Genomic DNA, 26,438 nt, shown 5'->3' on the forward strand with positions numbered 1-26,438 from the left:
CATGGCGCGTCCTCGCTTCAGCGAGATGCTCGTCGACAGAAGACGCGAGCTCGGCCTTTCCATCAAGCAGGCGGCCAATGTGCTACGCCTGAGGGAGGACGTCCTCATGGCATTTGAGGACGGCGACTTCCAGATGATGCCCAAGTCAGGCTACGCCCAGGGTATGCTCTCCTCCTACGCTCGCTACCTCGGCCTTAATCCGCGCATGGTGACGGCACAGTTCTCGGCTGACTTGGCCGATTGGGAGCACGGTGGGTCGGGGCGCCAGATTGCCGGCCGCGGCGGCTCGCGTCGAGGGAGTGGGGGAGAAGGGCCTTCCTACGAACTTCCGGGCGAGGGCTCCGGGGACGGCCACTACGAAGGCAGTCGCGGGCTTCTTCCCACCTCGGGCGGCTATGCTGGAGACGTGTATGGCTACACGACCACGCGTGCGAGTGCGCGCGGACAGGGCTCGACGCCTCTGGTCAGCAGCCGCTCGGCGGCACGTGGCGACATTATTCCGCGTCGCTATAGCGGAAGGGACATGTCCAACTATTCTTCCGGTCGCGACGGCGGTAGGTCATCGCGCTACCGTCAGCAGGCCGATCGCTCCGGCTATGCTTCGCGCTACCGCGGATCCGAGGGCTATGCGGATCGCTCGTCTCGCGACCGCGTGAGCGTCCGCCGCGTCAACCCGAGCGAGTACCGCGACGACCTCAGATATGACAATGCTCGTCCCTATGAGGCTGCCTCGACGCTCTCGGGCAGGCAGTCCTCTCGCAACATCGCGCGCACTGACCGACCCAACGTCGCACGCCGTCGGCCGAGCGAGGACCCGCGTCGCTACAACCGCGCACGCAGGAACCCCAAGCCGCCACGCGGCGGTGTCATGGGCGTGATTGAGGCGTTCTTCTCGGATAGCCGCCGTGCCATCGGCTTCGGACTGGTTGCCTGTGCGGTGATCTTGACTGTGGTCGTAATCTCGTCCATCAACTCCTGCGTGAGCAAGGGGGCCAGCGGCTCGAAGACTGTTGAGGTCAGCTCCTCTTCGACCCAGACGCAGTCCCAGTCGAAGCCAAGTGACTCCAGTCCAGGCTCCTCGGATAGCAATTCCAAGGAAGAGGAGGAGGCCGCTGCCGAAGCCGTCGCTGCCAAGAACGAGAAGGATGAGCAAGACGCGAACACCGAGACCGACGTGGTCGTGAGCGTCGAAGACGGCGAGGTGTCCTGGGTAGAGATCGAGTGCGACGGGAAGAGCGAGGTGGCTGAGCAGATAACCGGTCCCTGGAAGAAGAGCTTCGTCGTTACCGACTCCATCACCGTGCAGGTGAGCAACACCTCCGCAGTGACGGTTAAGAAGAATGGCGAGACCCAGAAGTTCGACAACAAGACCTCCGGCATCGGTACCGTTACCATTGCGGGCACCAAGGTCGCTACCAAGTCCGACGGCGCATCTGATGGCTCGGATGCTTCCGTGACCTCCAGTGGCGATTCATCCTCAACCTCTTCGAGCGGCTCGAAGAGCGCGACTGCAAGCTCGGCCAAGGGCTCGAAGAAGACCGGCTCGAGCTCCCAGAAGAACTAGTGCGAGGGGAACCATGGCAAAGGAATCCAGCTTTGACATTGTCTCTGTGGTTGATATCCAGGAAGTAGACAATGCCTACCATCAGGCTTCGCGTGAGCTGACGCAGCGCTATGACCTGAAGCAGACCGACTCGAGCATCGAGTTTTCGAAGAGAGACGCGACCTTCAAGGTCGTCGCCCCCTCGGAGTTCGTTGTGGGGCAGGTTGTGGACGTGCTCAACTCCAAGCTATCTAAGCGCCTGATTGATCTCACCGCGCTCAGGTGGGACGACACCTGCTCTTCCTCGGGCACCTTGGTCTACCGCTGCGCCCGCATTGTCCAGGGGATTGACAAGGAGACCGCAAAGAAGATCTCAAAGGACATTCGCGATCTCAAGCTAAAGTGCAGGGTGACCGTCGAGGGCGACAAGCTCCGCGTCTCGTCCGCTTCGCGCGACACGCTTCAGAAAGTCATTAGCTCGCTAAAGGAAAGGGACTATGGCCAGCCTCTCCAGTTCAACAACTACCGATAACCCCATTCTCTACTGCCTCTACGTCACGCTTGGCTGCGCCAAAAATGAGGTCGACACCGACCGCATGCGCGCGCTTCTTAACGAGGCGGGCTTCGGCGAGGCCCACGACGTAGACGAGGCCGACGTCGTTCTCATCAACACCTGCTCGTTCCTCGCCTCGGCGACCTCCGAGTCCATTGACGCCACGCTCGACCTTGCCGATGACGTCGCCCAGGGCGTGCGCAGGCGTCCCATCGTCATGTGCGGCTGCGTGCCCTCTCGCTACGGTGACCAGCTTGCCGGACAGCTTCCCGAGGTCGCGGCCTTCGTCCGCGCTGACGAGGAGGATGGCATTGTTGAGGTTGTTCGTGGCGTCTTGGACATCGAGGGGCAGGGCAGTGAGGCCCTTGGCAATCGCGTTTTGAGGACCGTCGAAGGCGCGAGCGCCTTCGTGAAGATTTCCGACGGCTGCGATCGCTACTGTGCCTTCTGTGCGATTCCCTACATTCGCGGGCGCTACCACTCGCGTCCTGCCGCCGAGATTCTCGACGAGGTTGCCGAGCTTATGAGGGGTGGCGTGCGCGAGGTTGTTCTCATCGGCCAGGACACTGGTATCTGGGGCAGTGACATGGGTGACGGTTACTCCCTTGCATGGCTCCTTCGCAGGGTCGGCGAGGTGGTGCGTCCCTACAACGGCTGGGTTCGCGTGCTGTACCTCCAGCCCGAGGGCATGACGGACGACCTTATCGCAGCGATTCGCGACACGCCTGAGGTCCTGAACTACATCGACATACCCGTTCAGCACTGCGACGAGAAGATCCTCAAGTCGATGAACCGCTCCGGGTCTCTCGAACAGCTGCGTGCCGTCTTCGATAAGCTTCGCAGCGAGATTCCCGGCATGGTGCTCAGGACGACGGGTCTCGTCGGCTTCCCCGGCGAGACCGACGACCAGTTCGACGAGCTTCTTTCCTTCGTCACCGAGCAGGAGTTCGACTATACCTCGGTGTTTTCCTACTCGCAGGAGGACGGCACGGCCGCGGCCAAGATGGCCAATCAGGTGAGCGAGGACGTCAAGCTCGACCGCGCCCAGCAGCTTCTGGATGTCGCGGAGGAGATGGGCTTTGCTGCCACCGCAAAGCACGTGGGAGAGGAGGCCGATGTCATCATCGACGGCGTCGAGGAGACCGACGACGGCGTCGAGCTCATCGGTCACACCTGGTTCCAGGCTCCCGACTGCGACGGCGCGGTCCACATCGCCGAGGGCGAGGCCTCCGTGGGTGACGTCGTTCGCGTCAAGCTGGTCGATTCCTTCTGCTATGAGCTTGTTGGCGAGATCATTGGGGAGTAGTTAGTTCATGAGTTCCAACAAATCTATCTGGACGCCTGCAAACGTTGTCACCAGCGTCCGCGTCATATTCGTTCCCGTCTGGCTTGCCGTGGCCGAGCTGTGCCCCGCCTCGGATGGCTCTTCGGTCTCGTTTGCCGCGCTCTTCTCGGCCGTTTTCTTTATCCTGCTCTCCCTTACGGACAAGCTCGACGGTTACCTTGCGCGCAGCAGGGGAGAGGTGACCACCTTCGGTAAGTTCTTGGACCCCATCGCCGACAAGCTCGTTGTCATCGTCGCGCTTTGCTTCTTTTTGGAGAAGGGCATGACGTCTCCGTGGGTGCTGCTCGTCATCGTCTCGCGCGAGTTCCTTGTTTCTGGCCTGCGCATGGTCGTGGCTTCCGCGGGCACCGTCATCGCCGCGTCCAACCTCGGCAAGTGGAAGACTGCGACTACCATGGTCTCGCTTTCCGGTCTCATGCTGCTACGCTCTCTTCCCGCCGGTGTCCTCGCGTCGGGTCTTTCCGTCATCTCGTACGTCCTGCTGCTCGCCGCCGTCGTCCTGACTGCCTGGAGCGGCATTGATTACTTCGTAAAGAGCTGGGCTTTCATTACGGAGGGTGAGTAGCTTGTCGCTTTCCGACTCGGACATAGAGCTTCCTTCCGACGACGACCTCTCTCGCCTTGCGGAGGAGGTCGTTTTGCTTGGAGTATCCTCCGGCAGCCTTGTCGGCACCGCGGAGTCCTGCACCGGAGGGCTTGTCGCTGCGGCCCTCACCTCGGTCTCAGGCTCCTCGGCCACTGTTAGGGGTGGCGTCGTGAGCTATGCGATAGGGGTGAAGCACGACGTCCTCGGTGTCTCGAGCGACATTCTTGATACGCCCGGCATCGGTGCGGTCTCCTCTGAGTGTGCCGAGGCCATGGCCGCTGGTGCGCGTCTTGTTCTCTCCTGCGACGTTGCCGTTTCGGTCACGGGGATTGCGGGACCGACAGGCGCCGAGCCGAATAAGCCGGTGGGGTCCGTTTGGTTCGGAATCGCATCTGTTGGGTCGACGAAGAGCGAGCTGCATCTTTTCTCCGGAAATCGCGACCAGGTGAGGCGCAAGGCGACCTTTGTCGCCCTCACAATGCTGAAAGACGCGCTTGCCTAGTAGAAGCTGCGACTTTGTGCGCGCAGCTTCTAACCCCTCTCGCTGGGTCAGTTTCCCGCAAGTCCAATTTGCTTAACTGGAAGCATGGTTTGACACCGAACGGGTGTTCGACTACTATTTCGGTAGTCTTTCGAATTGGGAGTGATTATGGCCAAGAGCAAGGGATCCGCACGCGCTGTGCACGAGAAGACCTACGGCGAAGAGCGCGACAAGATGATCGACGCCACCACGTCCGAGATCGTCAAGAAGTTTGGCAAGGGCGCAATCATGAAGTACGGTGACGGCGGCGTAGACCTCGACATCGAAGCCATCCCTACCGGTTCTTTGGCCTTGGACGCCGCCCTGGGTATCGGTGGCGTTCCGCGTGGGCGCATCATCGAGATCTACGGCCCCGAGTCCTCGGGCAAGACGACGCTTTCACTCGAGATCCTCGCCGAGGCCCAGGCTATGGGCGGTGTCGTGGCTTTTATCGATGCCGAGCACGCGCTTGACCCCGGCTACGCCGCCCGCATCGGCGTCGACATCGACGAGGTCCTCATCTCTCAGCCCGATACCGGCGAGCAGGCACTCGAGATCTGTGACATGCTTGTTCGCTCCGGTGCCATCGACGTCGTGGTCGTTGACTCGGTCGCCGCGCTCGTCCCGCGCGCCGAGATCGAGGGTGAGATAGGCGACACCACCGTCGGCCTCCAGGCTCGCCTTATGAGCCAGGCGCTCCGCAAGCTTGCAGGCTCGCTCTCTAAGTCCAAGACGACCTGCATCTTCATCAACCAGCTCCGCGAGAAAATCGGCATCATGTTCGGCAACCCCGAGACGACGCCCGGTGGACGTGCCCTCAAGTTCTTCTCTTCGGTTCGCATGGACATCCGCAGGATCGATTCGATCAAGAAAGACGGCGACGTCATCGGCAATAGGGTGAGGGTCAAGGTCGTCAAGAACAAGGTCGCTCCTCCCTTCAAGCAGGCCGAGTTCGACATCATGTACGGCACGGGTATCTCCAAGGAGGGCTCCATCCTGGACATGGCTGTCGACCTGGACGTCGTCAACAAGAGCGGCGCATGGTTCACCTACGAGACGGAGAGGCTTGGCCAGGGCAGGGAGGCTGCCAAGGCCTTTTTGGCCAGCAACCCCGACCTTCGCGAGGAGATCGACCACAAGGTACGGGTGGCGTGCGGCCTTGACTTTGGTGACGAGCCTGTCGGCGTTCCAGTTGCCCTCTCGGACACCGCTGAGGCGAAGTAGTCGCGATGGGTTCATCTGGTTCGTTTGAGTGGAGCGTTTCCCTTCCTGGCTCCAAAGGCTCACGCTCCACTTTCTATAAGCCCAAGGCCTCCATCTGCGTTGATTCGGAGTCTTGTGGGCATGAGGAGCTCTTCGTGCCCGTTTCGGTCGCGAAGGTCCTCGCCCGTCACAGGAAGGACGGAGAGTCGCTTCCTGACTCACGTGCCGAGCTTATCTTTCAGTTGTCCTGGCTTGAGGAGACCGAATGCCGCAAGCGCGTAGAGGGCCTCATCAACCGCAGGGACTACTCGACCTCCGAGCTTACTCTACGCCTCCAGCGCGACGGGTACCCATCCGACGTGGTCAAGTCTGTTGTGGAGAGGATGGTTGAGGTCGGCGTCCTGAACGACTCGCGATATGCGGACGTCTTTATCAGGTCAAAGATCTCCTCCGGTTGGGGCGAGCTTCGGATTGAGCGTGAGCTTTCCCGAAGGGGCGTTGATGTTGAGACGCTCGAAGGCTGGCCTGACTCTTACTTCGACGCGACCAACGAGGCGGAGCGTGCTTACGAGCTTGCGTCTCGCAGGCGCTTCTCTGGAAGGGACCCTTACGCTAAGGCCGTTCGCTATTTGATTGGTCGCGGTTTCTCGTATTCCGTTGCATCTGATGTCGCCTCCCGCCTGAAGGACGAGGGTACGCTTCTCGGATAATGCGTTTCTTGGTTCGTCTAGCACGATTCTTTCGTGTATTTGGTACGTTTGGCGACGCTACTCGCCGTGCATGTTTGACAGTTTTCGGTATTCAACCTAGGATTTAATCGTCATTTGAGTATTTCTCGTTTGTCGGGCTCGTCGACAGGCGTTGTTTATCTTTTTTATTCCAGACAATGCACCTCCTTGGGACGAGATTCGCCTCAGATGGCGGGTTCCGCTGCGTATGCTGGCGGTTTCCTGAACAGACTTTATGCAATCTAATCATCTGAGGAGTGAACTATGGAAATTGTCATCGGGCTTGTGTGCCTGGTCATCGGTGCAGTTGCCGCGTACTTCATCGCCACGAGCGGCAGCAACTCGAAGATCCAGGAGGCGAACCGCACCCTCGAGGACGCCAAGAGCGAGGCTGCCAAGATCGTTGATGCCGCCGAGAAGGATGCGGCTACGGCGAAGAAGTCCGCACTCGTCGAGGCGCGCGAGGAGATCCTCCAGCTCAAGAATCAGAGCGAGGCTGACGAGCGCAAGAGGCGCCAGGAGCTCCAGTCGATGGAGAATCGCATCATGCAGCGCGAGGAGTCCCTCGACCGTCGCAACGACGCGCTCGATCGCAAGGAGCACCAGCTCTCCAGCCAGCAGGGCCAGATCGACCGCCGCCAGAACGAGGTCAACGACCTCTTCGCCCGTCAGACCTCCGAGCTCGAGCGTATCGCAGACCTCTCTCGCGACGACGCCCACCGCGAGCTTCTCGATCGCGTGCGAAACGAGGTCGTCCGGGACGAGGCCCAGATCATCAGGGACTCCGAGCAGAGGATCCGCGCTCAGGCCGACAAGACCGCGCGCGAGATCGTGAGCACTGCCATCCAGCGCTGCGCTGCCGACCAGGCCGGTGAGATTACCGTCACGTCCGTCCACATTCCCTCCGATGACCTCAAGGGGCGCATCATCGGCCGCGAGGGGCGAAACATCCGCACCTTCGAGCAGGTCTCCGGTGTCTCGCTGGTCATCGACGATACTCCCGAGACGGTTGTCCTCTCGAGTTTCAATCCTGTCCGCAGGGAGACCGCCCGCGTTGCCCTCGAGAATCTCATCGCTGACGGGCGCATCCACCCCGCGCGTATCGAAGAGATGTACAAGAAGGCTGAGAAGCTCGTCAACGAGCGCGTCCAGGAGGCTGGCGAGCAGGCTGCCTTCGATGCCGGCATCCACGACCTGCACCCCGAGCTCATCAAGACGCTTGGCGCACTGAGGTACCGCACCTCCTTTGGCCAGAATGTCCTTCAGCACTCCATTCAGGTCTCCGCTCTTTGCGGCATCATGGCATCCGAACTCGGTCTTGATGAGGCCATCGCCAAGCGAGCCGGCCTTCTCCATGACCTGGGCAAGGCCATTGACCACGAGGTCGAGGGTCCCCATGCCGTCATCGGCGCCGACCTCTGCCGCCGCTACGGCGAGCGTCGCGAGATCGTTCACGCTGTCGAGGCACACCACGCCGACGTCGAGCCCGATACCGTCCTTGACGTCCTGGTCCAGGCTGCCGACGCCATTTCCGCTGCACGCCCCGGTGCACGTCGCGAGTCTGCCGAGAACTACATCAAGAGGCTTGAGAAGCTTGAGGAGATTTCCAATGCCCATGAGGGCGTTGAGCGCACCTACGCTATGCAGGCCGGTCGCGAGCTCCATGTCATGGTCCAGCCCGAGAAGATCTCCGACTCCGAGGCGACGGTCCTTGCCCACGACATCGCCAAACAGATCGAGGACGAGATGGAGTATCCCGGCCAGGTTCGCGTCGTGGTCATCCGCGAGTCCCGTGCCGTCGACGTCGCGAAGTAGCTTGGGCGCGTTCGTATGACAAGCGACCTCGTTGACTTCGTTGCCTCCATGGGAGGCGAGCGCTCTCTGCGTGTCGAGGAGAACTTTGGCGACGGCTTCGTAAAGCTTCGCGTTTCCGAAGCGGAGCGCCGTCAGGCAAAGCACGACATCCGCTGCATCGAAGACGTTGTCGTCGAGATGCTGAGGAACTCTCGCGACGCAGGTGCCCGCCGCATCTTCGTCGCGACATTCAGGGACGGCTCCACGCGAAAGCTGACCATCCTCGACGATGGCTCTGGGGTTCCCGAGTCCATGCAGGACAGGATCTTCGATGCGCGCGTCACCTCAAAGCTCGAGAGCGTCCATATGGACCGCTGGGGCGTGCATGGTCGCGGAATGGCGCTCTTCTCGGTGAAGGAGAACGCCGAGTCCGCTCGCGTCGTGGACTCGGCTCCCGGCAAGGGGTCGTCCATCAAGGTCGTGACGGATGTCGAGAAGGTTCGCGAGAGGGCGGACCAGTCCACGTGGCCATCTCTGGGCAGCGACGATGACGGCAACCAGTCCGTCGTGCGCGGTCCCCACAACATCATTCGCACCTGCTGCGAGTTCGCCCTCGAGGAGCGCGGTAGGTGCGAGGTGTATGTTGGTTCGCCTGCTGAGATCGCGGCGACTGCACGCAGGAGGGTGAAGCCCTCCCTGGGAGGTTCCGACCTTCTCTTCGTCGATACGCTCTCCGAGCTCCCCGTGCTTGAGCGCTTCGCCGTTGCCGCGGACGCCTCCGAGCTCTTCGAGGTCTCTCGGGGCCTTGGGCTCGACATGTCCGAGCGCACCGCGCACCGCATCGTGAGCGGTCAGGTCAAGCCCCTTCGCAGCGTCTTCTCACGTCTCACGCATAAGGGGTCGCCCGATCCCAAGGAGGTCGACCTCCAGAAGGACCGCAGGGGGCTCAAGGTCTCCGTCGAGGACCTCGAGAACTTCTCGCGCGTGATGGAGAGGGATTTCTCGTCTATCGCCGACAAGTACTACCTGTGTCTTGCCGCTGACCCGAAGATTAGGGTGACGCGCAACAAGATTACTGTTACTTTTGAGATTGACGAGGGCGACTAGCTTGTCAGCCCCTCATATCTGAAGCTAAACTGTAAGATAATTGTTTGTAATTGAGTACCAAAACCATCGCACCGCAAGACTAGAAACGCACCCGGGAGTATCACATGGAGTTCCTTAAGGTCTCCAGCAAGTCGTCGCCCGCTTCTGTGGCAGGCGCTATCGCTGGCATGGTAAAGGACGGGGTCCCCGTCAATCTTCAGGCAATTGGCGCTGGGGCCGTCAATCAGGCGATAAAGGCTGTTGCCATCGCCAGGGGCTTCCTGATTCCCACGGGAGTCGACATCTCTTGTGCTCCCACGTTTGCAGACATAATCATTAACGGCGACAGCCGTACGGCCATCAGGATTGCCGTGTACGTACATCGCATTGTTCCGCAGACCGGCTCTGCGGACGACAGCAGCAGCTCGGAGTTGGTTTCTTAGTGTCTAGAGTCAAGCAGCTTGTAGGGAAGACCTACTTCGTCCGCACTTTCGGATGTCAGATGAACCTCCATGATTCCGAGAGGGTCGCAGGTCTCCTTGATGACTGCGGCTGCGTCCAGGTGGAGGGTCCCGCCGAGGCTGACGTCGTCGTTTTCATGACGTGCTCGGTCAGGGAGAAGGCTGACACCCACCTGTATGGCGAGGCTTCGAATCTGGTCCGTCTGCCTGCCGCCCCCTCTGGACGTCGCGTGGTCGCCATCGGCGGATGCATTGCTCAGCGCGACGGCGAGGCGCTCAAGGAGCACGTGCCCAATGTCGATGTCGTGTTCGGTACGAGCGCCCTGGCAGAACTTCCGGCACTTCTTGTCAGTGCCTTCGAGGAGAAGGGCGATGGCGTTTTCGTCGACGTCGTCGAGGAGGGCCGCGGCTTCTCCGCCGACCTCCCCAGCCACAGGGCGCAGCGCTTTCACGCCTGGGTGCCCATCATGACCGGCTGCAACAACTTCTGCTCTTACTGCATCGTCCCGTACGTTCGAGGGCGCGAGAAGAGCCGAGTGTTCGAGCGGATCGTCGCCGAGTGCGAGAGCCTTGTCGCGGACGGCGTGCGCGAGATCACGCTCTTGGGCCAGAACGTAAACTCCTATGGCCGTGACCTCTATGGCGAGCCTCGCTTCGCGGAGCTCCTAAGGGCTGTCGGTGCCACGGGCGTCGAGCGAATCCGCTTTACCTCGTCGAACCCCAAGGACCTTTCGGCCGAGACCATCGCAGCCATGGCTGAGACGCCCAACGTGATGCCTCACCTCCACCTAGCGGTCCAGTCCGGCTCTTCGCGCATCCTTAAGGCCATGAACCGTAGTTATGACCGCGACGAGTACCTGCGCCTTGCGAAGGACCTCAAGGCGGCCATCCCGGGCCTCTTCCTCTCTACCGACATCATCGTCGGCTTCCCTGGCGAGACGGAGGAGGACTTCCTCGACACGATGAGCCTCGTTCGCGAGGTTGGCTTCTCGTCTGCGTACACCTTCATCTACTCCAGGCGGCCTGGCACCCCGGCCGCCAAAATCGAAGATGACACCCCTCGCTCCGTCATTCAGAATCGCTTCGATCGCCTTGCGTCGCTCGTTGACGAGCTGGCCCACGAGGCGAACCAGGTCGACTATGACAAGGTCGTTACCTCCCTCGTGGAGGGCACATCCAAGAAGGATGACTCCGTCTTGGTGGGACACAGCGAGAAGAACCAGACCGTGCTCTTTTCGCTTCCCGAGGGTCACACCGCCGGCGAGTATGTCGGCAAGATGTGCGACGTCCACGTTTCCGAGGCCAGAACCTGGTACCTGCGCGGCGCGCTCGTCGGCGATCCTCGATGAGCCGCCCTCTGGTCGTTGCCATTGTGGGGCCGACCGCCTCCGGCAAGAGCGCCCTCGCGGACGAGCTTGCCGTCAGGCTGGCGACCAGCGTCATATCGGTCGACGCCATGCAGGTATATCGCGGGATGGACGTCGGTACGGCCAAGACTCCCGTGGAGGAGAGACGTGCGCCGCTCCTGATGATTGACGTCGCCGACGTCGGCGACGACTATTCGGTCCGTCTCTTCCAGCGCGGCGCGCGCGTCTGCATTGACGATCTCCTTTGCGCGCACAGGCTGCCCATCTTATGCGGCGGTACGGGCCTGTACCTCAATGCTGTCGTCGATCGCATGGAGTTTCCCGCCGGCGCGACCGAGAGTCCCGCCCGCGAGCGCTATGAGCGTTATCTGGAGCAGGAGGGCTCTGAGGCACTGTACGCGCTCCTGAGCGCGCGCGACCCGGCAAGCGCCGCGCTGATTCACCCCAACAACACGCGTCGCGTCGTTCGCGCCCTCGAGATGCTCGAGGGCGGGGTCTCGTATGCCGAGCATCACAAGGGCCTTCACGAGTGCAAACCCTTCTACGACGCCCGCATTTTCGGACTCGCGATGTCCCGCGAGAGACTCTACAGGCGCATCAACGAGCGCGTCGACCTCATGATGGAGCAGGGACTGCTCGCTGAGGTTGAGGCGCTTCTCGACCGCGGGCTCGGCTCATCCGCAACTGCCCGCCAGGCAATCGGCTACAAGGAGATTCTTGACTACTTGGACGGGGTTTGCTCCCTGGACGAGGCCGTCGAAACAATCAAGACTCGCTCGCGCAGGTATGCCAAGAGACAGCTTTCCTGGTTCAGGCGAGACGGGCGCGTCAGCTGGCTAGACATGGATGCGATGGACACGTTTGCGGCGGCAGACGCCGTTCTGGAGAGCTTGGGGGAGCGCGACTAGCATGGGAAGGTTCAAGCATTACGAGACTGCTTTTCGTCCCGAGCGTGCCATCCTCGTCGGCGTCGACTTCGGCAAGGGCGAATGGAGCATCGAGGAGTCGCTCGCTGAGCTCGAGCGCCTTGCGCAGACTGACGGCGCCGTTGTGGTCAGGACTATCGTGCAGCGTCTTGACGCGCCGGTTCCCAGGACGTTCATTGGCAGTGGTAAGGCGGATGAGCTCGCCCGGCTCGTGAGGGCGCTTGACATCGACGTCGTCATATTCGACGACGAACTGAGTCCTTCTCAGCAGTCGAACCTTGAGAGACTTGTCGGAGAGCCCGTGAAGGTGATCGACAGGACCGCCCTCATCCTCGACATCTTCGGAGAGCATGCCCGCACGCGCGAGGGACGCCTTCAGGTTCAGCTTGCCCAGCTTCAGTATGTGCTCCCTCGTCTCCGTGGCATGTGGAGCCACCTTGTGGGCGAGCAGACCCGAGGTGGCATCGGCAGCAGGTTTGGGCAGGGCGAAAGCCAGCTCGAGGTCGACCGCCGACTCGTCAGGAAGCGCATTTCGTGGCTTCGCAAGGAGCTCGAGCAAGTCGACGTCAGACGCCGTACCCAGGGCAAGGCGCGTTGGGACTCTGGCGTGTATCGCGTCTCACTGGTCGGATATACGAACGCAGGAAAATCCACGCTCCTCAACCACCTGACAGGGGCTGGCGTCTACGTTAAGGACGAGCTCTTCGCGACGCTCGACCCGACCACACGCTCGCTCGAGCTCGAAGAGGGACGAAAGATCACTATTACCGACACCGTCGGATTCATCCAGAAGCTCCCGACGATGCTCGTCCGTTCGTTCAAGTCCACCCTGGCCGAGGTCTCTGCCGCGGACCTCATCCTGCTGATTGTTGACGCGAGCGACCCCAACGCCTCGAAGGAAATAGCCGCCGTTCGCGCCATCCTGGAGGAGATCGACTCCGCGAGCGTTCCGTCGGTGCTGGTCTACAACAAGTGCGACCTACTGTCCGTCTCCGAACGCGAGGCTCTGGCACTTAGCAATCATGACGCCGTCTTCATATCGGCGATGACGGGGGAGGGGATCCGCTCCCTCACTTACAGGATCGTGCAGGAGGCATCTGCCGGAGACGAGACCGTGACCGCGCTGATCCCCTACGAGAAGGGACTGCTCATGAAGCTTGTCCACGAGCGCTGCCAAGTCCTTCGCGAGTCATACGAGCAGGGTGGCCTTCTGGTTACGGCCAAGGCCTCGAAGCGCATGCGAGAAACGCTCAGGCCCTACGAGATCGAAGGCGACGCCTTGTAGGCTTTCGCCCGCGCCTTGGCGCCGGGGTCGCCGCATGCGTTATGCGAAGCGTGCTATTGCATCCGCCAAGATGAGCAAGATTGGCTGGTGCGCCACGTAGATGGGCAGCGGTCGCCTGCCCACAACCTCGAGCGGTCCGATGCCGCATGAGAGCACGGCTGAAGTCGTCTTGCTCTCCTTCACCTTCGCGCCGGCTCCCCAGCCGGAAAGATAGAGGAAGAGGTAGGGGAGAAGGGGGTAGTAGTCCCCCGACGCGAAGCGGGGGCCAGGAAATCCCAGCCACGACAGCCAGCCCGCTTCGTATGGCGCCCTAGGCAGGCGGAGGGCATTTGCGCCCAGGCCTATGATTCCCTCCTGCAGGTTCAGGCAGACGATAAACGCCGCGGCAAGAAGCACGACGCCCATCCACCCCGGAGGCCTTACGCCAGTGCGCTCCAGTACGGCGGTTGTCAAGGTGCAGGCGCCCATGCAGTAGATGATTCCAAAGCTGATTGGTGTGTCGACGGCAGCCACGCTCGTCACGACGAATATCAGCAGGGCGACGGCGAGGTACTTTGCTGACCTCTTGAGGTTGTTGCGCGAGTAGTTGCACATCATTCCGGCTAGCAGGATAAACGTCCACGATATGGTGCATCGCCAGACGTCCTGCGTCGGCGGCCGGAAGAACGGAAGGTCGATTCCCATGATGTACTTGAGGTCGTAGCAGAAGTGAAAAAGGACCATCGATATGACCGACAGCCCTCTGATAGTGTCGTAGAGCCTCGCTCGTTCGATTCGGTTCGCATCCTTGATATCGACCAACTTGACCTCGGCTCGACTAGATTGACCTGAAGAGTCCGGTTACACGCCCCAGGATCTTCGGGTTGTCGACGTAGATCGGGTCCATGGTGTCGTTCTCGGGCTGGAGCCTGATCCTGTCCTTCTCGCGATAGAAGGTCTTCACGGTCGAAGAGTCGTCGATGAGCGCAACGACGATTTCGCCGTCACGGGCGTCGTCCTGCTGCTTCACGACAATGTAGTCACCGTCGAGAATGCCGGCGTTAATCATAGACTGCCCACGGACGCGAAGCACGAAGGAACTCGCGTCGCCGACGATGCTGGTCGGAAGTCTGAAGCTGTCCTCCACGTTTTGCTCGGCGAGGATGGGCGTTCCCGCGGCCACGCGGCCGACGAGGGGGAGAGAGACCGAGCCGTCCTCGAGATCCTGCGTGACCCTGGCGACCTTGTCTGTCGACTCGGTGTCTTCCTCAACGACCTCGATGGTGCGCGGCTTCTTGGAGTCACGCTTGATGAGGCCGCGCTCCTGCAGAACCTTGAGGTGCATGTGGACGGTTGACGGCGAAGCCAGGCCGACGGCAACGCCAATCTCGCGCACCGATGGCGGATAGCCGTGTTCAGTCGTGTAGTCGCAGATGAAGTCGTAGATTGCCTGCTGACGCTTGCTCAGTTTGTCTCTGGACATGATTCCCTCCTTCGTTTCCCCTATTTTACGCGAACGGATGGAATTAGACAAACAAATGTTCGATTATTGCTTGACCGTACGCTTGTTCTATATATAGTAGTACATGTGTTCCAATTCGTGCGTTCGAATTGTTGTCCGATCCTCTCGTCACAATGAGGTCAACAAATTCGAAAGGGGATAGAAATGAACAACGCATCCTGCGCATATGCGGTCGACGGTAACCTTGCCCTCAAGCCCGTGGAACGCCGGCGCCTCATTCTTGTTGAGGGTTCGTCTTGCGGCGGTCGTCGTGCCGACTTCGTGCCTGAGGCTCCCGCTGCCGCTTCGCCGAAGTGCGTGGGGTCGCTTCTCGTGTTCGTTACCGCGTCTCTTATGCTCCTGGGGGCCATGGCTCTGGGCTCGACTCTCAGGGCCCAGCGTCTTTCTGCCCCCTTCTCCAACGTCTCCCGTCAGACCGTGGAGGTTTCCTCTGGCGACAGTGTGTGGACGATTGCCGAGCAACATCCGGTCGAGGGTGCTTCGACCCGTTCCGTTGCTGACTGGATCATCGAGGCCAACGGCCTCGAGCAGTCTAACCTTTCCGTCGGTCAGGCGCTCGTCGTGCCTGCTTAGCTTTCGCGTGCTCTTTTTAGTGGGTTATCTGGTCAGTTTTCTGCATTGATGCTTCACGTGCTGGATAGTGTGATACCTTTCGTACTGTTTAATGTATGAGGAGGAATATGCGCTGTCCCAAATGCGGATGCGATGAGTCGAAGGTCGTTGACTCTCGCCCTTCCGAGAGCAACGATGCGATTCGTCGTCGTCGTGAGTGCATCAAGTGCGGCACCCGTTTTACGACATATGAGCGTCGCGAGGAAATGCCCATCCTCGTGGTCAAGAAGGATGGTTCCAAGGAGACCTTCGAGCGCCAGAAGCTTATGCGCGGTCTCGTTACTGCTACTGTCAAGCGCAACGTGGCGCTCGAGGACCTGAACAATCTCATTGACGACATCGAGTCCTACCTCAGGGACAACGGTATTACCGAGGTGCCCTCCCAGGAGATCGGCAAACTCGTGCTTCAACGTCTTATCGATGTGGATAAGGTCGCTTACGTTCGCTTTGCGTCTGTCTATCGCGACTTCAAGGACGTGGATGAGTTCAACGAGGAGCTGAGGAGCCTGGCTAATGAGTAGCGAGCGCATCAATCTTCCCATTATGAGACTCGACCACGAGGTTGAGCTTCCCACGTACGCCTACGAGGGCGATGCTGGGCTCGACCTTCGCTCCAACGAGGATGTCGTCCTCCAGCCCCTTGAGCGTCGCCTCATCTCCACTGGTCTCGCAATCGCGATTCCCGAGGGATATGCCGGTTTTGTCCTGCCCCGAAGCGGGCTTGCCTATCGAGAGGGCCTTTCGATGGCCAATGCGCCGGGCCTCATCGATGCGCACTATCGTGGTGAGCTCAAGCTTTGTGCCGTTAACCTTGATGGGGAGAATCCCATTAGCATCTCTAGGGGCGAACGAATCGCCCAACTTGTTATTCAAAAGGTTCCGGTCGTTAATCTCGTCGAGGTCGAAGAGCTTGATTCGACTGACAGGGGGACCGGGGGATTTGGTTCAAGCGGTGTCTAGCCGTTGAATAAGTCGCTCGTTCGGATTATCCGATCGGGCGATTATTTCTGTGTTTCGAGCTACAAGGAAGGAAAAGCATTCGATGGAGAAGTTCTTTAAGGCGGCCGAGCGTGGGTCGTCTGCGACCCAGGAGCTGCGTGCGGGTCTGACCACGTTCCTCGCGATGTCCTATATCATTGCGCTGAACCCCCTCATCCTTTCTGGCGCTGGGGTCCCCATCTCCGCCACCATTACCAGCACCTGCTTCGGCGCCGGCATCATGACGATTATCATGGGCCTGTTCTCAAACCGTCCCATTGCCCTCGCCTCGGGCCTCGGGCTCAACTCCATGGTGGCGGTCGCCACCACGACGCTCTGCGGTGGCGATTGGCACGCGGGCATGGGCATCGTCCTCGTTGAGGGCATCGTCATTCTCTTACTCGTCCTCTGCGGCCTTCGCCAGGCGATCATGGACGCGATTCCCGTCTCGCTTCGTCATGCAATTTCGGTCGGCATCGGCATTTTCGTCGCTATGATCGGCCTTTCGAATGCCGGTATCATCACGGGCAATGGCGACACGCTCCTTGCGTTGGGCCAGGTTACCCAGCCGTCCTTTATCGTCGGTGTCATTTCCATCGTCGCGACCATCATCTTCGTCGCGTTTGACGTCAAGGGTGCTCTGCTCCTCGGCATCATCGTCGCCGTCGTGAGCGGCATTCCCCTGGGCATTACCGGCACGCCGCAAGGTGTCTTCTCGCTTCCCGACTTCACGGCCTTTGGTGCTCCATTTCAGGCTGACTCCGAGGGTGTCATGGGTATCGCCAAGGTCATTGCCACCCCAGCCCTTCTTGTGACTGCATTCTCGCTCATGATGTCCGACTTCTTCGACACGATGGGTACTGCCATGGCAGTCGCCAAGGACGGCGAGTTCCTCGATGAGAACGGCAACGTCGAGGACATCCGCTCCATCCTCATCGTCGACTCGTGTGCGGCTTGGGTCGGTGGCCTCCTTGGCGCCTCTTCTGTCACCACGTTCGTCGAGTCCGCCTCCGGCGCCGCCGATGGCGGCCGCACTGGCCTCTCCTCGATCTTCTGTGGCCTCTTCTTCATTGTCTGCGCGTTCTTTGCGCCGGTCATTGCTGTTGTCCCCGGTGCGGCCACTTGCGGTGCCCTCGTTTATGTCGGCTATCTGATGATGTCTGAGGTCACTGCTATTGACTGGAGTGACTTGCTTGAGGGCATCCCCGCATTCCTTTCTATCGCTGGCATCCCCCTCACGTACTCCATGTCCTCCGGTATCGGTCTCGGCTTCATCGCCTATATAGTCGTTGCCATTGCCACCGGAAAGGTCAGGCAGATCAAGCCTCTCATGTGGGTCGCTGCGATTGCGTTCGCGGTCTACTTCCTGGTTGCCTAGCGGTCAGTTATCCCATTGGACATGTCACAACGACTGTCCTGTCCGTCCCTGATTCGAAAGGATTCTTAATGGCTGAAAAAGAACGCGAGGTCATTGGCGTCAGTGACCGCGTCTCTGTTGGAAGGGCCATTCCCCTTGGCATCCAGCACATGATGAGTATGTTTGGCTCGACGGTTCTCGTTCCCGTCCTCGTCGGACTAAATCCCAACGTCGCCATCATGTGCTCCGGCATCGGCACCATCTGCTACCTCCTCGTGACCAGGAACAAGATTCCTAGCTACCTGGGGAGCTCCTTTGCCTTCATCAGCCCCATCCTCGCCGCAGTTGCCGCTACGGGCAGCCTGCACACCGCCCTGTCCGGCGTCGTCGTCGCGGGTCTCGTCTTCCTTGCGGTCGCAGGCATTATCAAGCTCGTCGGCACCGGCTGGCTTGACCGCCTGCTTCCGCCCGTTCTCGTCGCTGCCGTAATGATCGTCATCGGCGTCGGACTCTCGGCGACCGCTGCCAAGATGGCGCTCTACTCCTCGACTGACTCTTTCGTCGCCGAGGGTGCTATCGTTGCGGCAATCACACTTTGCGCGGCCGTCATCTTCTCGGGCATGGGGGGACTTGTCGGCACGCTGCCCATTCTTCTGGCAATCATCGTCGGCTACCTCATCTCGATGCCGCTTGGGCTCGTCGACTTCCAGGGCGTCATCGACGCTCCTTGGATTGGTCTTCCGCCCATCCAGACACCGCACTTTGACCCGGGTGCGATTGCTCTGATCGCGCCCGTTGCCCTTGTGGTCGTTATCGAACACATCGGCCATCTCCTTGCGGTGGGCGAGATCGTCGGCAGGGACTACCGCGACATGCTTCCTCGCTCTCTTGCTGGCGACGGCATCTCCACCGTCATCTCCGGCCTTCTTGGTGGCACGCCTACCACGACGTATGCCGAGAACATTGGCGTCATGAGCGTCACGCGCGTTTACTCCACGCAGGTGTTCTGGTATGCGGCTGGCTTCGCGCTGCTCGTCGGTGGCTTCTGTCCGAAGCTCGCGGCCTTTATCAACTCGATTCCTGTTCCCGTCATGGGCGGCGTTAGTCTCCTGCTGTTCGGCCTCATCGCATCCAATGGCCTTCGCATGCTGGTCACCAACAACGTCGACTTCGACCAGAACCGCAACCTGATGATCGCATCCGTCGTCATCATTTTGGGTGTCGGCATGGAGACGTCGAGTATCGCGATTCCGGTGGGGGACTACACCCTTCCTGGTATGGCGACCTCCGCTCTCGTCGGCATCATCATGAACCTCATCCTTCCCAAGGCGAAGGACGATGCAGTCGAACCTGAGTCTTCCGTTGCGGAGATTGAGTAGCATCAACGTGTCGCGCGTCGAGCCTCTATTTTCAGGGCAAAGACTTTAGTTTGCATTATCGGTCTCATGCATTTTGCGTGGGGCCGATTTGTTTGTACGCGATTTAAAATTGCGAGAGGGTAGAGTGATTTTAGGATGAGAATTAGATCGAATGGAGGTCACTATGAGCTCTACTGAGTTGCTGGACCTTGTCGTCATAGGCGCCGGTCCTGCCGGCCTTTCTGCGGCCATCTACGCGCAAAGGGCCATGCTGTCCGGTGTGGTGCTCGAACAGGAATCGGTTGGCGGTCAGGTCGTGCTTACGAGCGAGGTTGACAATTATCCCGGGGTCCCGAACGCCGATGGGTATTCGCTGGTGGAAGCCATGCAAAAGCAGGCAATTGACCTTGGATCCACGATTCGCCTGGAGAACGTCGAGAGTGTCTCTCGGCTTGATGACGGCATCTTTGAGGTTGTGACGCCTCAGGACACCTATCATTCCAAGGCTGTCATCGTCGCCGGTGGCGCCTCGCCGCGTGCGGCCGGCTTCGAGGGCGAGGCTAAGTTTAAGGGGCACGGGGTCTCGTACTGCGCAACCTGCGACGGCATGTTCTATCGCGGCAAGCATGTCTTTGTCATCGGCGGCGGCAACTCCGCTGCTGAGGAGGCGTTATTCCTCACCAAGTTTGCCGACAAGGTGACGATGGTCGTTCGCAAGGATCACCTGCGTGCGCAGGCTGCGGTCGCAATGCAGGTTGAGCAGAATGAAAAGATCGAGATCCGCTTCAACACTAGCGTGGTTGCGGTCGACGGCGACAACCTGCCGAAGTCTATCTCATTCAGGGACAACGTCACCGACGAGGTCGTTACTGAGAGCTACGGTGAAGGCTCGTTCGGCGTCTTCGTGTTCGTCGGCCGCGTGCCGGCTTCCGAGCTGCTTCGAGGTCTCGTACAAGTAGACGAAGCGGGCTACATCGTTACGGACGAGCGCATGGCAACCTCGACGACTGGACTGTTCGCGGCAGGAGACATTCGACAAAAGCCTCTACGTCAGATTGTGACCGCAGCGTCTGATGGAGCGATTGCCGCGACCAGCGTGGCGGCATATTTGGGGCAGCCCATCGAAGGTTAGGCTCGCGTCGCTCGTAAATCTAACTTTCTTAATAAACGGCCGGGGAGACGCTCGACGGAGTTCTCCCGCTTTGGATGATAGTTATCGTATTATGTAAAGTAGTAGTTTCCGAACGCCACCAATCGGGGAGAAGCAGTTTGCTCTAACCTGTTCTTAGTCTGGAGCAGTTGACGCCGCTGGGCCCGTTGATTCATGAGGCATAACTAGTCGATTAGAAATATCTAGGGCCTCAAAGCGCCTTAGAATGGCTCGTTTGTATTTGTGCAGGTAGAAAGACAATTATTGGTAACAAGTCTAACTTGTTGATAGCCATTGCGTTCCGATGGCAATACCGGCTTTGAGATGCGTTTCATATTCGAGATCATCGCAGAATCGCCTGAAACGGTTGATGCGAATGCTCGTCTACAAGTTCGCTGCTGCCTAAGATTGTCTCTCATAGTTGTTAGGTGCTGTGTGTGACTTGCTCAAGAATCGTTGCGTCTGGAGCCGTTTGATGTCGTTGTGCGGCAATGCCGGTCGAGATGTTGTCGTGGCTGATTCCAACTTGCGCATTGTCAGGCTCCGTGTTCGGCGACCATTTTGTCAGAACTATTTCATGTTAACGTGCCTTGTCGTTTTGGCACGGTTGCAAGCTCGGGTTGTTGTCTGTAAGGTAGCGGCCTTCAGAGGCTCTATGTCGTTTGGGTACTGATCATCCTCAAGTATTTACGAAACCGTGATAATATATCTTATGTAAAGTATAAATGATACTTGCCTTTAATTGTCGTCGAGGTCAAGATATTCCTTCCTCAACCAAGGAGAAAGCCCGGCCTGAAACGAATATCTGTTTCAGGCCGGGCGGCTCTCATTCCCTTTGCGGTGTTTTGCGTGCTTGAAGGGCCTTACTCGTTGGCTGAGACATTTCTGTTTGCGAAGATGTCTCGAACGCGCACTCGAAGTCTGGAGGACTTGGGAGTCCAATTGCTCGTGAGCGAACTCGAGAGCATCTTCCACACTTTGTCGTACGATTCGTCCTCGCTTGACCCATCCATTAGAACCAGGCACTCGTCCAGCGACTCGAGTACGGTGTCGCCCGTTGGCGTGATGTCGCGGTTGGCCCTGCTGATCAAGACGATTCTCGTGTTGCTTGGCCACTCGATGTCGCGGAGCCGCTTGCCCTCGACCTTGGATCCTGCTCCCACGGTTATGGTGTGCAGGACCTTCTCCCCCGCCGGGGTGGCGCCAGAGCCATTGGACCCCGGTTCCTTGCGGTTTTGCGTGGCACCCAGGAGATTGCCGAGCAGGTGCTCGTAGAACGGGTCGACGCCCGTGAGGTTCGCCGTGACGTACGAGAGAACAGACACGACCGAAACCGAGAGCAGGGCCTCGAGCGAGCCGGTGAGCTCGAACGCCAGAACGACCGCAGTAACCGGCGCACGCACGACTGATGCGAACAGCCCCGCGATGCCCAGTACTACGAAGTTGGGCAGAAACTCCTGCGGCAAGCCGATTACGCGAGAAGACACGGTTGCGAAGAGGTATCCGCAGAGCGCACCCATGACGCAGAGCGGAAAGAGCGTACCGCCGGGCGCCCCAGACGCAAAGGCAAGCGTCGTCGCAAGGTACTTTCCAATAAGGAGGAACGCCACAGCTGCGACCGCCAGTGCCTGCGGAGACTCAAGGAGCTTCAGAATCTCCTCTCCACCACAGGTAAACTGGGGTGCGAAGAAGACCAGGACGGCGGATGCCGCAAAGGGTACCACCAGGCGCGCGTAGGGCAGGAAGCGGTCGACGCGCGCGTACAGGCGCTCGCTTGCGAGGAACATCCCCCTGTTGTGCGCGGCACCAAGCAGGCCGCAGAGCACGCCGAGCGCGATGACGTAGAGGTAGCACGCGTGCGGGAGGCTCTGCGCGAGGGGGAACTTGAGCACGGGCTGCAGACCGAGCACCTGCGACGCGATGAAGTCGGACGAGACCGCCGAGGCCATCACCGAGATGATCAACGGCGCGGTGAACTCCTTGTGGATCTCCTCGATCGCAAAGAGGACTCCGGTCAAGGGCGCGCTGAAAGCGGCTGACATGCCCGCGGCCGCTCCGCAGGTGACAAGCAGGCGCTCTTCTCCCCTGCCCCTTCCGATGATCTTCGAGACTGCCTTGCCGCCCATGGCGCCCAGCTGAACGCTCGGTCCCTCTCGGCCGAGCGAGAGGCCGCCGAGGCAGCAGAGCGTTCCCTCGATGAACTTTGCGAGCGTGACGCGCCACCACGGCATGTCGAGCTGGCCCATGACCTCAGCATCGACCTGCGGAATGCCCGATCCTTGCGTGTATGGCTCCCATACGAGCAGCTTGCAGGTAAGGACGCAGAGGAGAAGTGCACAGACGACCCAGGCCGCGATGAGCACAGGCTGTTCGCGCGCGACGCCGACGAAGACCCTCAGGAGCGACTCCGAGCCGCTGAGCACGTAGCGATAGAGGGTGACGATTGCCCCTCCTACGATGCCGACAAGCACGCCCTCGCCAATCATGTAGACCTGGAACCACCTTGACATGCGGCGCTCCAGCAGGGTGCCACCCGAGTCCGAACCTCTCATGCAAAGACCTCTCTGGTGGGACGGCCACCATAGCTGCTAACCTAAAAAAGCAGCGAGGACAAGCCTCGCTGCAGACGTGACACGCTATGTCGCGCCGTGGTGCGGGCGCTAGTGCACCTGGATGATGGTGAAGATCTCCTGCTGGAAGTCCTTCTTCACGACATCGCGCGGGTTGAGGTAGCACAGCTCGAGGCCGAACGCGAAGCCCTCGACCTCTCCGCCGGCCTGCTCAATGAGCTTGGCGCATGCGACCGCGGTGCCGCCCGTGGCGATGAGATCATCGACGATGAGGCACTTGTCGCCGGACCTGATGGCGTCCTTGTGAATCTGGAGCTGGTCGGTGCCGTACTCCAGGTCGTACTCCTGACTGTAGACCTCGCGGGGAAGCTTGCCGGGTTTGCGGGCGGGAACGAAGCCGACGCCCATGCGGTATGCGACGGGAGCTCCGATGAGGAAGCCGCGCGCCTCGGCGCCGACGATCTTGGTAACGCCGGCATCCTTGAAGTGCTCGGCAATCTCGTCGACCATGCCGCAGAAGCCCTCTGCGTCTGCAATCAGGGGCGTGACGTCCTTGAAGATGACGCCGGGCTCTGGGTAGTCGGGAATGTCGACGATGAACTTGTCGTAGTCCATTGTTCTCCTCTACTTCATCTGGCTAAAGGTGCTGCCGATCTGACGCCTGATAAGGCCTTCCCTTACCTGGCCGGTGAGGAGAAGCATCTGACTGAAGGCGTGCTCGAACTGCTGGCGGTCCTCCTCGGTGGGATCCACCTCGACGCCGCCGGCCTTGCGAGCATACACCATGAGAGCCTGCTCGAACATCAGACTCTCGCGGTTCACGGAGGTAACGTATTGGCGCAGGTTCTTCGGTCCGATACCGAAGTGCTGCAGCTGGTCGCAGATGCGAATGAGGCTGAGGTCGCGGCCGTCGACGAGGTCGCGACCGTGCGGCGACCTCTTTAGCGAGATCAGCCCGACCTCCGCGAGCTGGCGGACGAAGCTGACCGAGCAGTTCGCGACCTCGGGCATGCGGTCGATGGGATGCAGCTTGTCGGCATCCTCGTCCTCGGACTCGACCGAACGGTACCCGATGGCGGGCGACGACTCGAGCTCGGGGGAAAGCCCTTCTCCCCCATCGAGCTGCTTCTTGATGACCGAAAGCGGGAGGAAGCGGTTCTTCTGCAGGTAAAGGATGGTCTCGAGCCTGTGGAGGTCCTTCTGGGAGTACAGGCGGTAGCCTGCCGGCGTGCGCGAGGGGTTGAGCAGCCCCTCGTCCTCAAGGTAGCGGACCTTGCTGATGGAGAGGCCTGGGTACTGCGACTGGAGTCGCTTGACCACCTTGCCAATTGTGAGATATCCGGCTTCAGGCATGGCTTAGTTACCGGTCTCGATTCGCGTGGGCCTCTGGTTGGTATGGAACACCATGCGAAACGTGCCGATCTGGATGGTGGAGCCGTCCTTGAGCATTGCCTTGTTGACGATGGCACCGTCAACCCAGGTGCCGTTGAGCGAGCCGAGGTCCTCAACCGTAGCGAAGCCCGACGAGATGCCGGAAAGGTCAACGCGCGCGTGGTGGCGCGAGACGGTCATGTCGTTCAGGAACACGGAGTTGCTCGGGTCACGGCCGATGGTAACGATGGAATCGGTCAGCTCGAAGTTGGACCCCATCTGGGGACCCTTGACGATTACGAGCGAGGGGTTGGCGGGCGTCGCGTCGCCCATGAGGTCAGGAGACGTGGCATCCGACGACGGCATCCTGAAGATGCGGGTTGCGCCGGAATCGGGCTCGTTGTTGTGTGTGGGCTGCATGTGTCGTATCTCCCATCTATATCTGCGTAACGCTCACTATCATACACCCTTATCTGCAGGCAACGCAGTCCATCTCGATGAGTGCCCCCATGGGAAGGCGCGAGACACCCACGACCGAGCGTGCCGGCGCGGGCGTCACGAAGCGCTTGGAATAGACCTCGTCCACCTTGTCGAGGTCGTCCAGATTCACGAGGTAGAGGGTTGTTTGGGCGACGTCGGAGAGCGTGCAGTCGCATTCGGCGAGAATTGCCTCCACGATATCGATGATGCGCTCGGTCTGCTCGGCCACCCCAGCCTGAATGACCCTCTTGCAATCGTTTGGGTCGATGGCGACCTGTCCCGATGCGAAAACGAGCCTTCCTGCGGTGGTGCCCTGCGAATACGGACCCTGCGCGTCGGGGGCGTACGGTGCGTTGATCGAGTATTTCATGTCTACCTTCCGATGGTATCCAGCTTGCGTTCGTGAGCGACCGAGACGAGCCTCTCGAGCGCGCCCTCGATGACGTCGCTGGGGCAGGCGAGATTGAGCCGCTCGAAACCCGAGCCCTGCGTGCCGAACTTGGGACCGTGGTCAAGAAAGAGCATGGCCTCTTGCTCAAGGATACGCCTGCGCTCTGCGTCGGCAAGGCCCCATGCCCTGAAGTCCATCCAGGCTAGGTAGGTGCCCTCGAGGGGCATTACCTTGACGCCCGGCAGGTAGGCCTCGATGGCGCCGCGGAGGATGCCGTAGTTATTCTCTACCACGCCAAGCAGCTGCTCGAGCCATTCGTCGCAGAGCGTGTAGGCCGCTATCGTGGCCGGATAGGCGAAGGCGTTCAGCTGGAAGAAGGCGGCGTCGGCCATGCCCTCCTCGAAGCGCTCGCGAAGATGTTCGTCGGGCACGAAGATGGCTGAAGACTGGCAGCCTGCGATGTTGAAGCTCTTGCTGGGAGAGGTGCACACGACGATGTGGTCGTAATCGCTCGGGTCGGCGACGCCCATGATCGAGGTGAAGTCGTGCCCCGGCATCGTGATGTCGCCGTGGATCTCGTCGGACACGACGATGACGTCGTTCTGGACGCAGATGTCAAGCAGTCTGCGGAGCTCAGCGGGCTCCCACACGCGCCCGACGGGGTTGTGTGGGCTGCAGAGCAGAAGCAGACGCGCTCGCGGGTCCGCGGCTTTTATGGCGAGGTCTTCGAAGTCGATGCGGTAGCGCGGTCTGCCGGCGGTGCCGAGCGCGTTCCCGTCGGGCGGCAGGAGCGGGTTTTCTACGACACGCCTCCCGCCGCGCTCGATGGCGTCTCTGAAGGGGCGATAAACGGGTGGCTGGATGATCACGCCGTCGCCTTCGGAGGCGAAGCTGCGAACGGCGTTGAAGAGGGCGGGCACGACGCCCGGGGTCGTGGCGATCCAGTCCTTCTCGGCTGGCCATCCGTGCCTGCGACGCTGCCAAAGCACGCAGGCCTCGTAGTACTCGTCGGTAGGATCGGTGTACCCCAGGCAGCTGGTCTGGGAGAAGCGCGAGAGCGCCTGTGCGATGGGGGGCGCAAGCGGAAACTCCATGTCCGCGACGGATAGGGGAACTATGCCGTGAAAGGCGGACGGGTTGATCTTGAGCATCGAGTTCCACTTGCTGGAGCCTGACTCCGACCTCTGGGGACGCGTGGTGAAGTCATAGCGCATTGGGTCCCTCCTTAGCTGATGCCACGTGCGCGCTAGCGGCGCGCCTGGCCTCAGCTTAT

At 60.3% G+C, this 26,438-nt stretch carries 27 protein-coding genes; 19 read left to right on the plus strand and 8 right to left on the minus strand.

All coding sequences use genetic code 11. From position 1 onward, the window contains the following. Position 1: 1 nt before the first annotated feature. The 13 genes from BMY31_RS07130 (at position 2) to hflX (ending at position 13,397) form a co-directional block, all read left to right on the plus strand. On the plus strand, positions 2 to 1,564 hold the full coding sequence (locus BMY31_RS07130) for a helix-turn-helix domain-containing protein (RefSeq protein WP_091009373.1): 1,563 nt from the start codon (positions 2 to 4) through the stop codon (positions 1,562 to 1,564). A gap of 13 nt (positions 1,565 to 1,577) precedes the next feature. Then, positions 1,578 to 2,075: a YajQ family cyclic di-GMP-binding protein gene (locus tag BMY31_RS07135; RefSeq protein ID WP_078687630.1), complete on the plus strand. Its 498-nt coding sequence runs from the start codon at positions 1,578 to 1,580 to the stop codon at positions 2,073 to 2,075. Beyond that, positions 2,041 to 3,402, plus strand: a complete 1,362-nt coding sequence (gene rimO / locus BMY31_RS07140; protein ID WP_091009375.1) for a 30S ribosomal protein S12 methylthiotransferase RimO — start codon at positions 2,041 to 2,043, stop codon at positions 3,400 to 3,402. The genes BMY31_RS07135 and rimO overlap by 35 nt, the downstream gene beginning before the upstream one ends. 7 nt (positions 3,403 to 3,409) lie before the next feature. Next, positions 3,410 to 4,006 carry a CDP-diacylglycerol--glycerol-3-phosphate 3-phosphatidyltransferase gene (gene pgsA / locus BMY31_RS07145; protein WP_078687632.1) on the plus strand — a complete coding sequence of 199 codons (597 nt, stop codon included), beginning with the start codon at positions 3,410 to 3,412 and terminating at the stop codon, positions 4,004 to 4,006. A gap of 1 nt (position 4,007) precedes the next feature. Continuing rightward, the gene (locus BMY31_RS07150) at positions 4,008 to 4,529 is read left to right on the plus strand and encodes a CinA family protein (RefSeq protein ID WP_091009378.1); all 522 of its coding nucleotides are present in this window, start codon (positions 4,008 to 4,010) and stop codon (positions 4,527 to 4,529) included. 147 nt (positions 4,530 to 4,676) lie between these two features. Continuing rightward, complete coding sequence (gene recA, locus BMY31_RS07155; RefSeq protein WP_078687634.1) at positions 4,677 to 5,771, plus strand: recombinase RecA; 1,095 nt, start codon at positions 4,677 to 4,679, stop codon at positions 5,769 to 5,771. Positions 5,772 to 5,905: 134 nt separating this feature from the next. Then, entirely contained in the window at positions 5,906 to 6,460 is a 555-nt protein-coding gene (locus tag BMY31_RS07160) for a regulatory protein RecX (protein WP_180371378.1), read from the plus strand. Positions 6,461 to 6,742: 282 nt separating this feature from the next. After that, positions 6,743 to 8,293 carry a ribonuclease Y gene (gene rny / locus BMY31_RS07165; RefSeq protein ID WP_091009383.1) on the plus strand — a complete coding sequence of 517 codons (1,551 nt, stop codon included), beginning with the start codon at positions 6,743 to 6,745 and terminating at the stop codon, positions 8,291 to 8,293. Between the two features lie 15 nt (positions 8,294 to 8,308). After that, complete coding sequence (locus BMY31_RS07170; protein WP_091009386.1) at positions 8,309 to 9,379, plus strand: ATP-binding protein; 1,071 nt, start codon at positions 8,309 to 8,311, stop codon at positions 9,377 to 9,379. A gap of 104 nt (positions 9,380 to 9,483) precedes the next feature. Further along, positions 9,484 to 9,801, plus strand: a complete 318-nt coding sequence (locus BMY31_RS07175; protein WP_078687638.1) for a stage V sporulation protein S — start codon at positions 9,484 to 9,486, stop codon at positions 9,799 to 9,801. Next, positions 9,801 to 11,168, plus strand: a complete 1,368-nt coding sequence (gene miaB / locus BMY31_RS07180) for a tRNA (N6-isopentenyl adenosine(37)-C2)-methylthiotransferase MiaB (protein WP_091009389.1) — start codon at positions 9,801 to 9,803, stop codon at positions 11,166 to 11,168. The genes BMY31_RS07175 and miaB overlap by 1 nt, the downstream gene beginning before the upstream one ends. Next, complete coding sequence (gene miaA / locus BMY31_RS07185) at positions 11,165 to 12,094, plus strand: tRNA (adenosine(37)-N6)-dimethylallyltransferase MiaA (RefSeq protein ID WP_078687640.1); 930 nt, start codon at positions 11,165 to 11,167, stop codon at positions 12,092 to 12,094. The genes miaB and miaA overlap by 4 nt, the downstream gene beginning before the upstream one ends. Position 12,095: 1 nt before the next feature. After that, a complete protein-coding gene (gene hflX, locus BMY31_RS07190; protein ID WP_091009391.1) occupies positions 12,096 to 13,397 on the plus strand; it encodes a GTPase HflX in 1,302 nt (433 codons plus the stop codon). 39 nt (positions 13,398 to 13,436) lie between these two features. Here hflX and BMY31_RS07195 read toward each other — a convergent pair whose 3' ends face one another. Beyond that, positions 13,437 to 14,198: a DUF1624 domain-containing protein gene (locus BMY31_RS07195; protein ID WP_257612390.1), complete on the minus strand. Its 762-nt coding sequence runs from the start codon at positions 14,196 to 14,198 to the stop codon at positions 13,437 to 13,439. Positions 14,199 to 14,214: 16 nt separating this feature from the next. After that, positions 14,215 to 14,859 (minus strand): transcriptional repressor LexA, encoded by a 645-nt coding sequence (gene lexA / locus BMY31_RS07200; protein WP_091009394.1) that lies wholly within the window; start codon positions 14,857 to 14,859, stop codon positions 14,215 to 14,217. A 183-nt stretch (positions 14,860 to 15,042) separates the two neighbouring features. On the opposite strand from lexA, the gene BMY31_RS07205 reads away from it, so the two are divergent. From BMY31_RS07205 to trxB, 6 genes are all read left to right on the plus strand, one after another. Then, on the plus strand, positions 15,043 to 15,471 hold the full coding sequence (locus BMY31_RS07205) for a LysM peptidoglycan-binding domain-containing protein (RefSeq protein WP_091009397.1): 429 nt from the start codon (positions 15,043 to 15,045) through the stop codon (positions 15,469 to 15,471). 107 nt (positions 15,472 to 15,578) lie between these two features. Continuing rightward, a complete protein-coding gene (gene nrdR, locus BMY31_RS07210; protein ID WP_078687645.1) occupies positions 15,579 to 16,031 on the plus strand; it encodes a transcriptional regulator NrdR in 453 nt (150 codons plus the stop codon). Further along, complete coding sequence (gene dut / locus BMY31_RS07215; RefSeq protein ID WP_078687646.1) at positions 16,024 to 16,470, plus strand: dUTP diphosphatase; 447 nt, start codon at positions 16,024 to 16,026, stop codon at positions 16,468 to 16,470. Before nrdR ends, dut begins: the two co-directional genes overlap by 8 nt. Before the next feature lie 82 nt (positions 16,471 to 16,552). Then, positions 16,553 to 17,866, plus strand: coding sequence for an NCS2 family permease (locus BMY31_RS07220; protein ID WP_078687647.1), 1,314 nt, complete (start codon positions 16,553 to 16,555; stop codon positions 17,864 to 17,866). A gap of 68 nt (positions 17,867 to 17,934) precedes the next feature. Further along, positions 17,935 to 19,224, plus strand: a complete 1,290-nt coding sequence (locus BMY31_RS07225; RefSeq protein ID WP_091009400.1) for a uracil-xanthine permease family protein — start codon at positions 17,935 to 17,937, stop codon at positions 19,222 to 19,224. 163 nt (positions 19,225 to 19,387) lie between these two features. Beyond that, positions 19,388 to 20,335 (plus strand): thioredoxin-disulfide reductase, encoded by a 948-nt coding sequence (gene trxB, locus BMY31_RS07230; protein ID WP_091009402.1) that lies wholly within the window; start codon positions 19,388 to 19,390, stop codon positions 20,333 to 20,335. A gap of 881 nt (positions 20,336 to 21,216) precedes the next feature. Here trxB and BMY31_RS07235 read toward each other — a convergent pair. The 6 genes from BMY31_RS07235 to BMY31_RS07260 form a co-directional block, all read right to left on the minus strand. Then, complete coding sequence (locus BMY31_RS07235) at positions 21,217 to 22,905, minus strand: ClC family H(+)/Cl(-) exchange transporter (RefSeq protein WP_091009404.1); 1,689 nt, start codon at positions 22,903 to 22,905, stop codon at positions 21,217 to 21,219. 108 nt (positions 22,906 to 23,013) lie between these two features. Further along, positions 23,014 to 23,538 carry an adenine phosphoribosyltransferase gene (locus tag BMY31_RS07240; protein ID WP_078687651.1) on the minus strand — a complete coding sequence of 175 codons (525 nt, stop codon included), beginning with the start codon at positions 23,536 to 23,538 and terminating at the stop codon, positions 23,014 to 23,016. Between the two features lie 9 nt (positions 23,539 to 23,547). Continuing rightward, a complete protein-coding gene (gene ftsR, locus BMY31_RS07245; RefSeq protein WP_078687652.1) occupies positions 23,548 to 24,276 on the minus strand; it encodes a transcriptional regulator FtsR in 729 nt (242 codons plus the stop codon). Positions 24,277 to 24,279: 3 nt separating this feature from the next. Then, the gene (locus BMY31_RS07250; protein WP_078687653.1) at positions 24,280 to 24,714 is read right to left on the minus strand and encodes an FHA domain-containing protein; all 435 of its coding nucleotides are present in this window, start codon (positions 24,712 to 24,714) and stop codon (positions 24,280 to 24,282) included. A 49-nt stretch (positions 24,715 to 24,763) separates the two neighbouring features. Continuing rightward, complete coding sequence (locus BMY31_RS07255; protein WP_091009407.1) at positions 24,764 to 25,144, minus strand: RidA family protein; 381 nt, start codon at positions 25,142 to 25,144, stop codon at positions 24,764 to 24,766. 2 nt (positions 25,145 to 25,146) lie between these two features. Continuing rightward, positions 25,147 to 26,379: a MalY/PatB family protein gene (locus tag BMY31_RS07260; RefSeq protein WP_091009410.1), complete on the minus strand. Its 1,233-nt coding sequence runs from the start codon at positions 26,377 to 26,379 to the stop codon at positions 25,147 to 25,149. Between the last annotated feature and the right edge of the window lie 59 nt (positions 26,380 to 26,438).

The organism is Parafannyhessea umbonata, from assembly GCF_900111255.1.
In the GTDB taxonomy this organism is placed as follows: Bacteria; Actinomycetota; Coriobacteriia; order Coriobacteriales; family Atopobiaceae; genus Olsenella_J; species Olsenella_J umbonata_A.

Coding starts and splice junctions, on each gene's coding strand:
- BMY31_RS07130 (WP_091009373.1), top strand. CDS start 2: ATGGCGCGTCCTCGCTTCAGCGAGATGCTCGTCGACAGAAGACGCGAG.
- BMY31_RS07225 (WP_091009400.1), top strand. CDS start 17,935: ATGGCTGAAAAAGAACGCGAGGTCATTGGCGTCAGTGACCGCGTCTCT.
- nrdR (WP_078687645.1), top strand. CDS start 15,579: ATGCGCTGTCCCAAATGCGGATGCGATGAGTCGAAGGTCGTTGACTCT.
- BMY31_RS07205 (WP_091009397.1), top strand. CDS start 15,043: ATGAACAACGCATCCTGCGCATATGCGGTCGACGGTAACCTTGCCCTC.
- hflX (WP_091009391.1), top strand. CDS start 12,096: ATGGGAAGGTTCAAGCATTACGAGACTGCTTTTCGTCCCGAGCGTGCC.
- trxB (WP_091009402.1), top strand. CDS start 19,388: ATGAGCTCTACTGAGTTGCTGGACCTTGTCGTCATAGGCGCCGGTCCT.
- rny (WP_091009383.1), top strand. CDS start 6,743: ATGGAAATTGTCATCGGGCTTGTGTGCCTGGTCATCGGTGCAGTTGCC.
- BMY31_RS07220 (WP_078687647.1), top strand. CDS start 16,553: ATGGAGAAGTTCTTTAAGGCGGCCGAGCGTGGGTCGTCTGCGACCCAG.
- recA (WP_078687634.1), top strand. CDS start 4,677: ATGGCCAAGAGCAAGGGATCCGCACGCGCTGTGCACGAGAAGACCTAC.
- BMY31_RS07255 (WP_091009407.1), bottom strand. CDS start 25,144: ATGAAATACTCGATCAACGCACCGTACGCCCCCGACGCGCAGGGTCCG.
- BMY31_RS07170 (WP_091009386.1), top strand. CDS start 8,309: ATGACAAGCGACCTCGTTGACTTCGTTGCCTCCATGGGAGGCGAGCGC.
- BMY31_RS07240 (WP_078687651.1), bottom strand. CDS start 23,538: ATGGACTACGACAAGTTCATCGTCGACATTCCCGACTACCCAGAGCCC.
- rimO (WP_091009375.1), top strand. CDS start 2,041: ATGGCCAGCCTCTCCAGTTCAACAACTACCGATAACCCCATTCTCTAC.
- BMY31_RS07135 (WP_078687630.1), top strand. CDS start 1,578: ATGGCAAAGGAATCCAGCTTTGACATTGTCTCTGTGGTTGATATCCAG.
- pgsA (WP_078687632.1), top strand. CDS start 3,410: ATGAGTTCCAACAAATCTATCTGGACGCCTGCAAACGTTGTCACCAGC.
- BMY31_RS07260 (WP_091009410.1), bottom strand. CDS start 26,379: ATGCGCTATGACTTCACCACGCGTCCCCAGAGGTCGGAGTCAGGCTCC.
- miaA (WP_078687640.1), top strand. CDS start 11,165: ATGAGCCGCCCTCTGGTCGTTGCCATTGTGGGGCCGACCGCCTCCGGC.
- BMY31_RS07175 (WP_078687638.1), top strand. CDS start 9,484: ATGGAGTTCCTTAAGGTCTCCAGCAAGTCGTCGCCCGCTTCTGTGGCA.
- lexA (WP_091009394.1), bottom strand. CDS start 14,859: ATGTCCAGAGACAAACTGAGCAAGCGTCAGCAGGCAATCTACGACTTC.
- ftsR (WP_078687652.1), bottom strand. CDS start 24,276: ATGCCTGAAGCCGGATATCTCACAATTGGCAAGGTGGTCAAGCGACTC.
- BMY31_RS07250 (WP_078687653.1), bottom strand. CDS start 24,714: ATGCAGCCCACACACAACAACGAGCCCGATTCCGGCGCAACCCGCATC.
- dut (WP_078687646.1), top strand. CDS start 16,024: ATGAGTAGCGAGCGCATCAATCTTCCCATTATGAGACTCGACCACGAG.
- BMY31_RS07235 (WP_091009404.1), bottom strand. CDS start 22,905: ATGAGAGGTTCGGACTCGGGTGGCACCCTGCTGGAGCGCCGCATGTCA.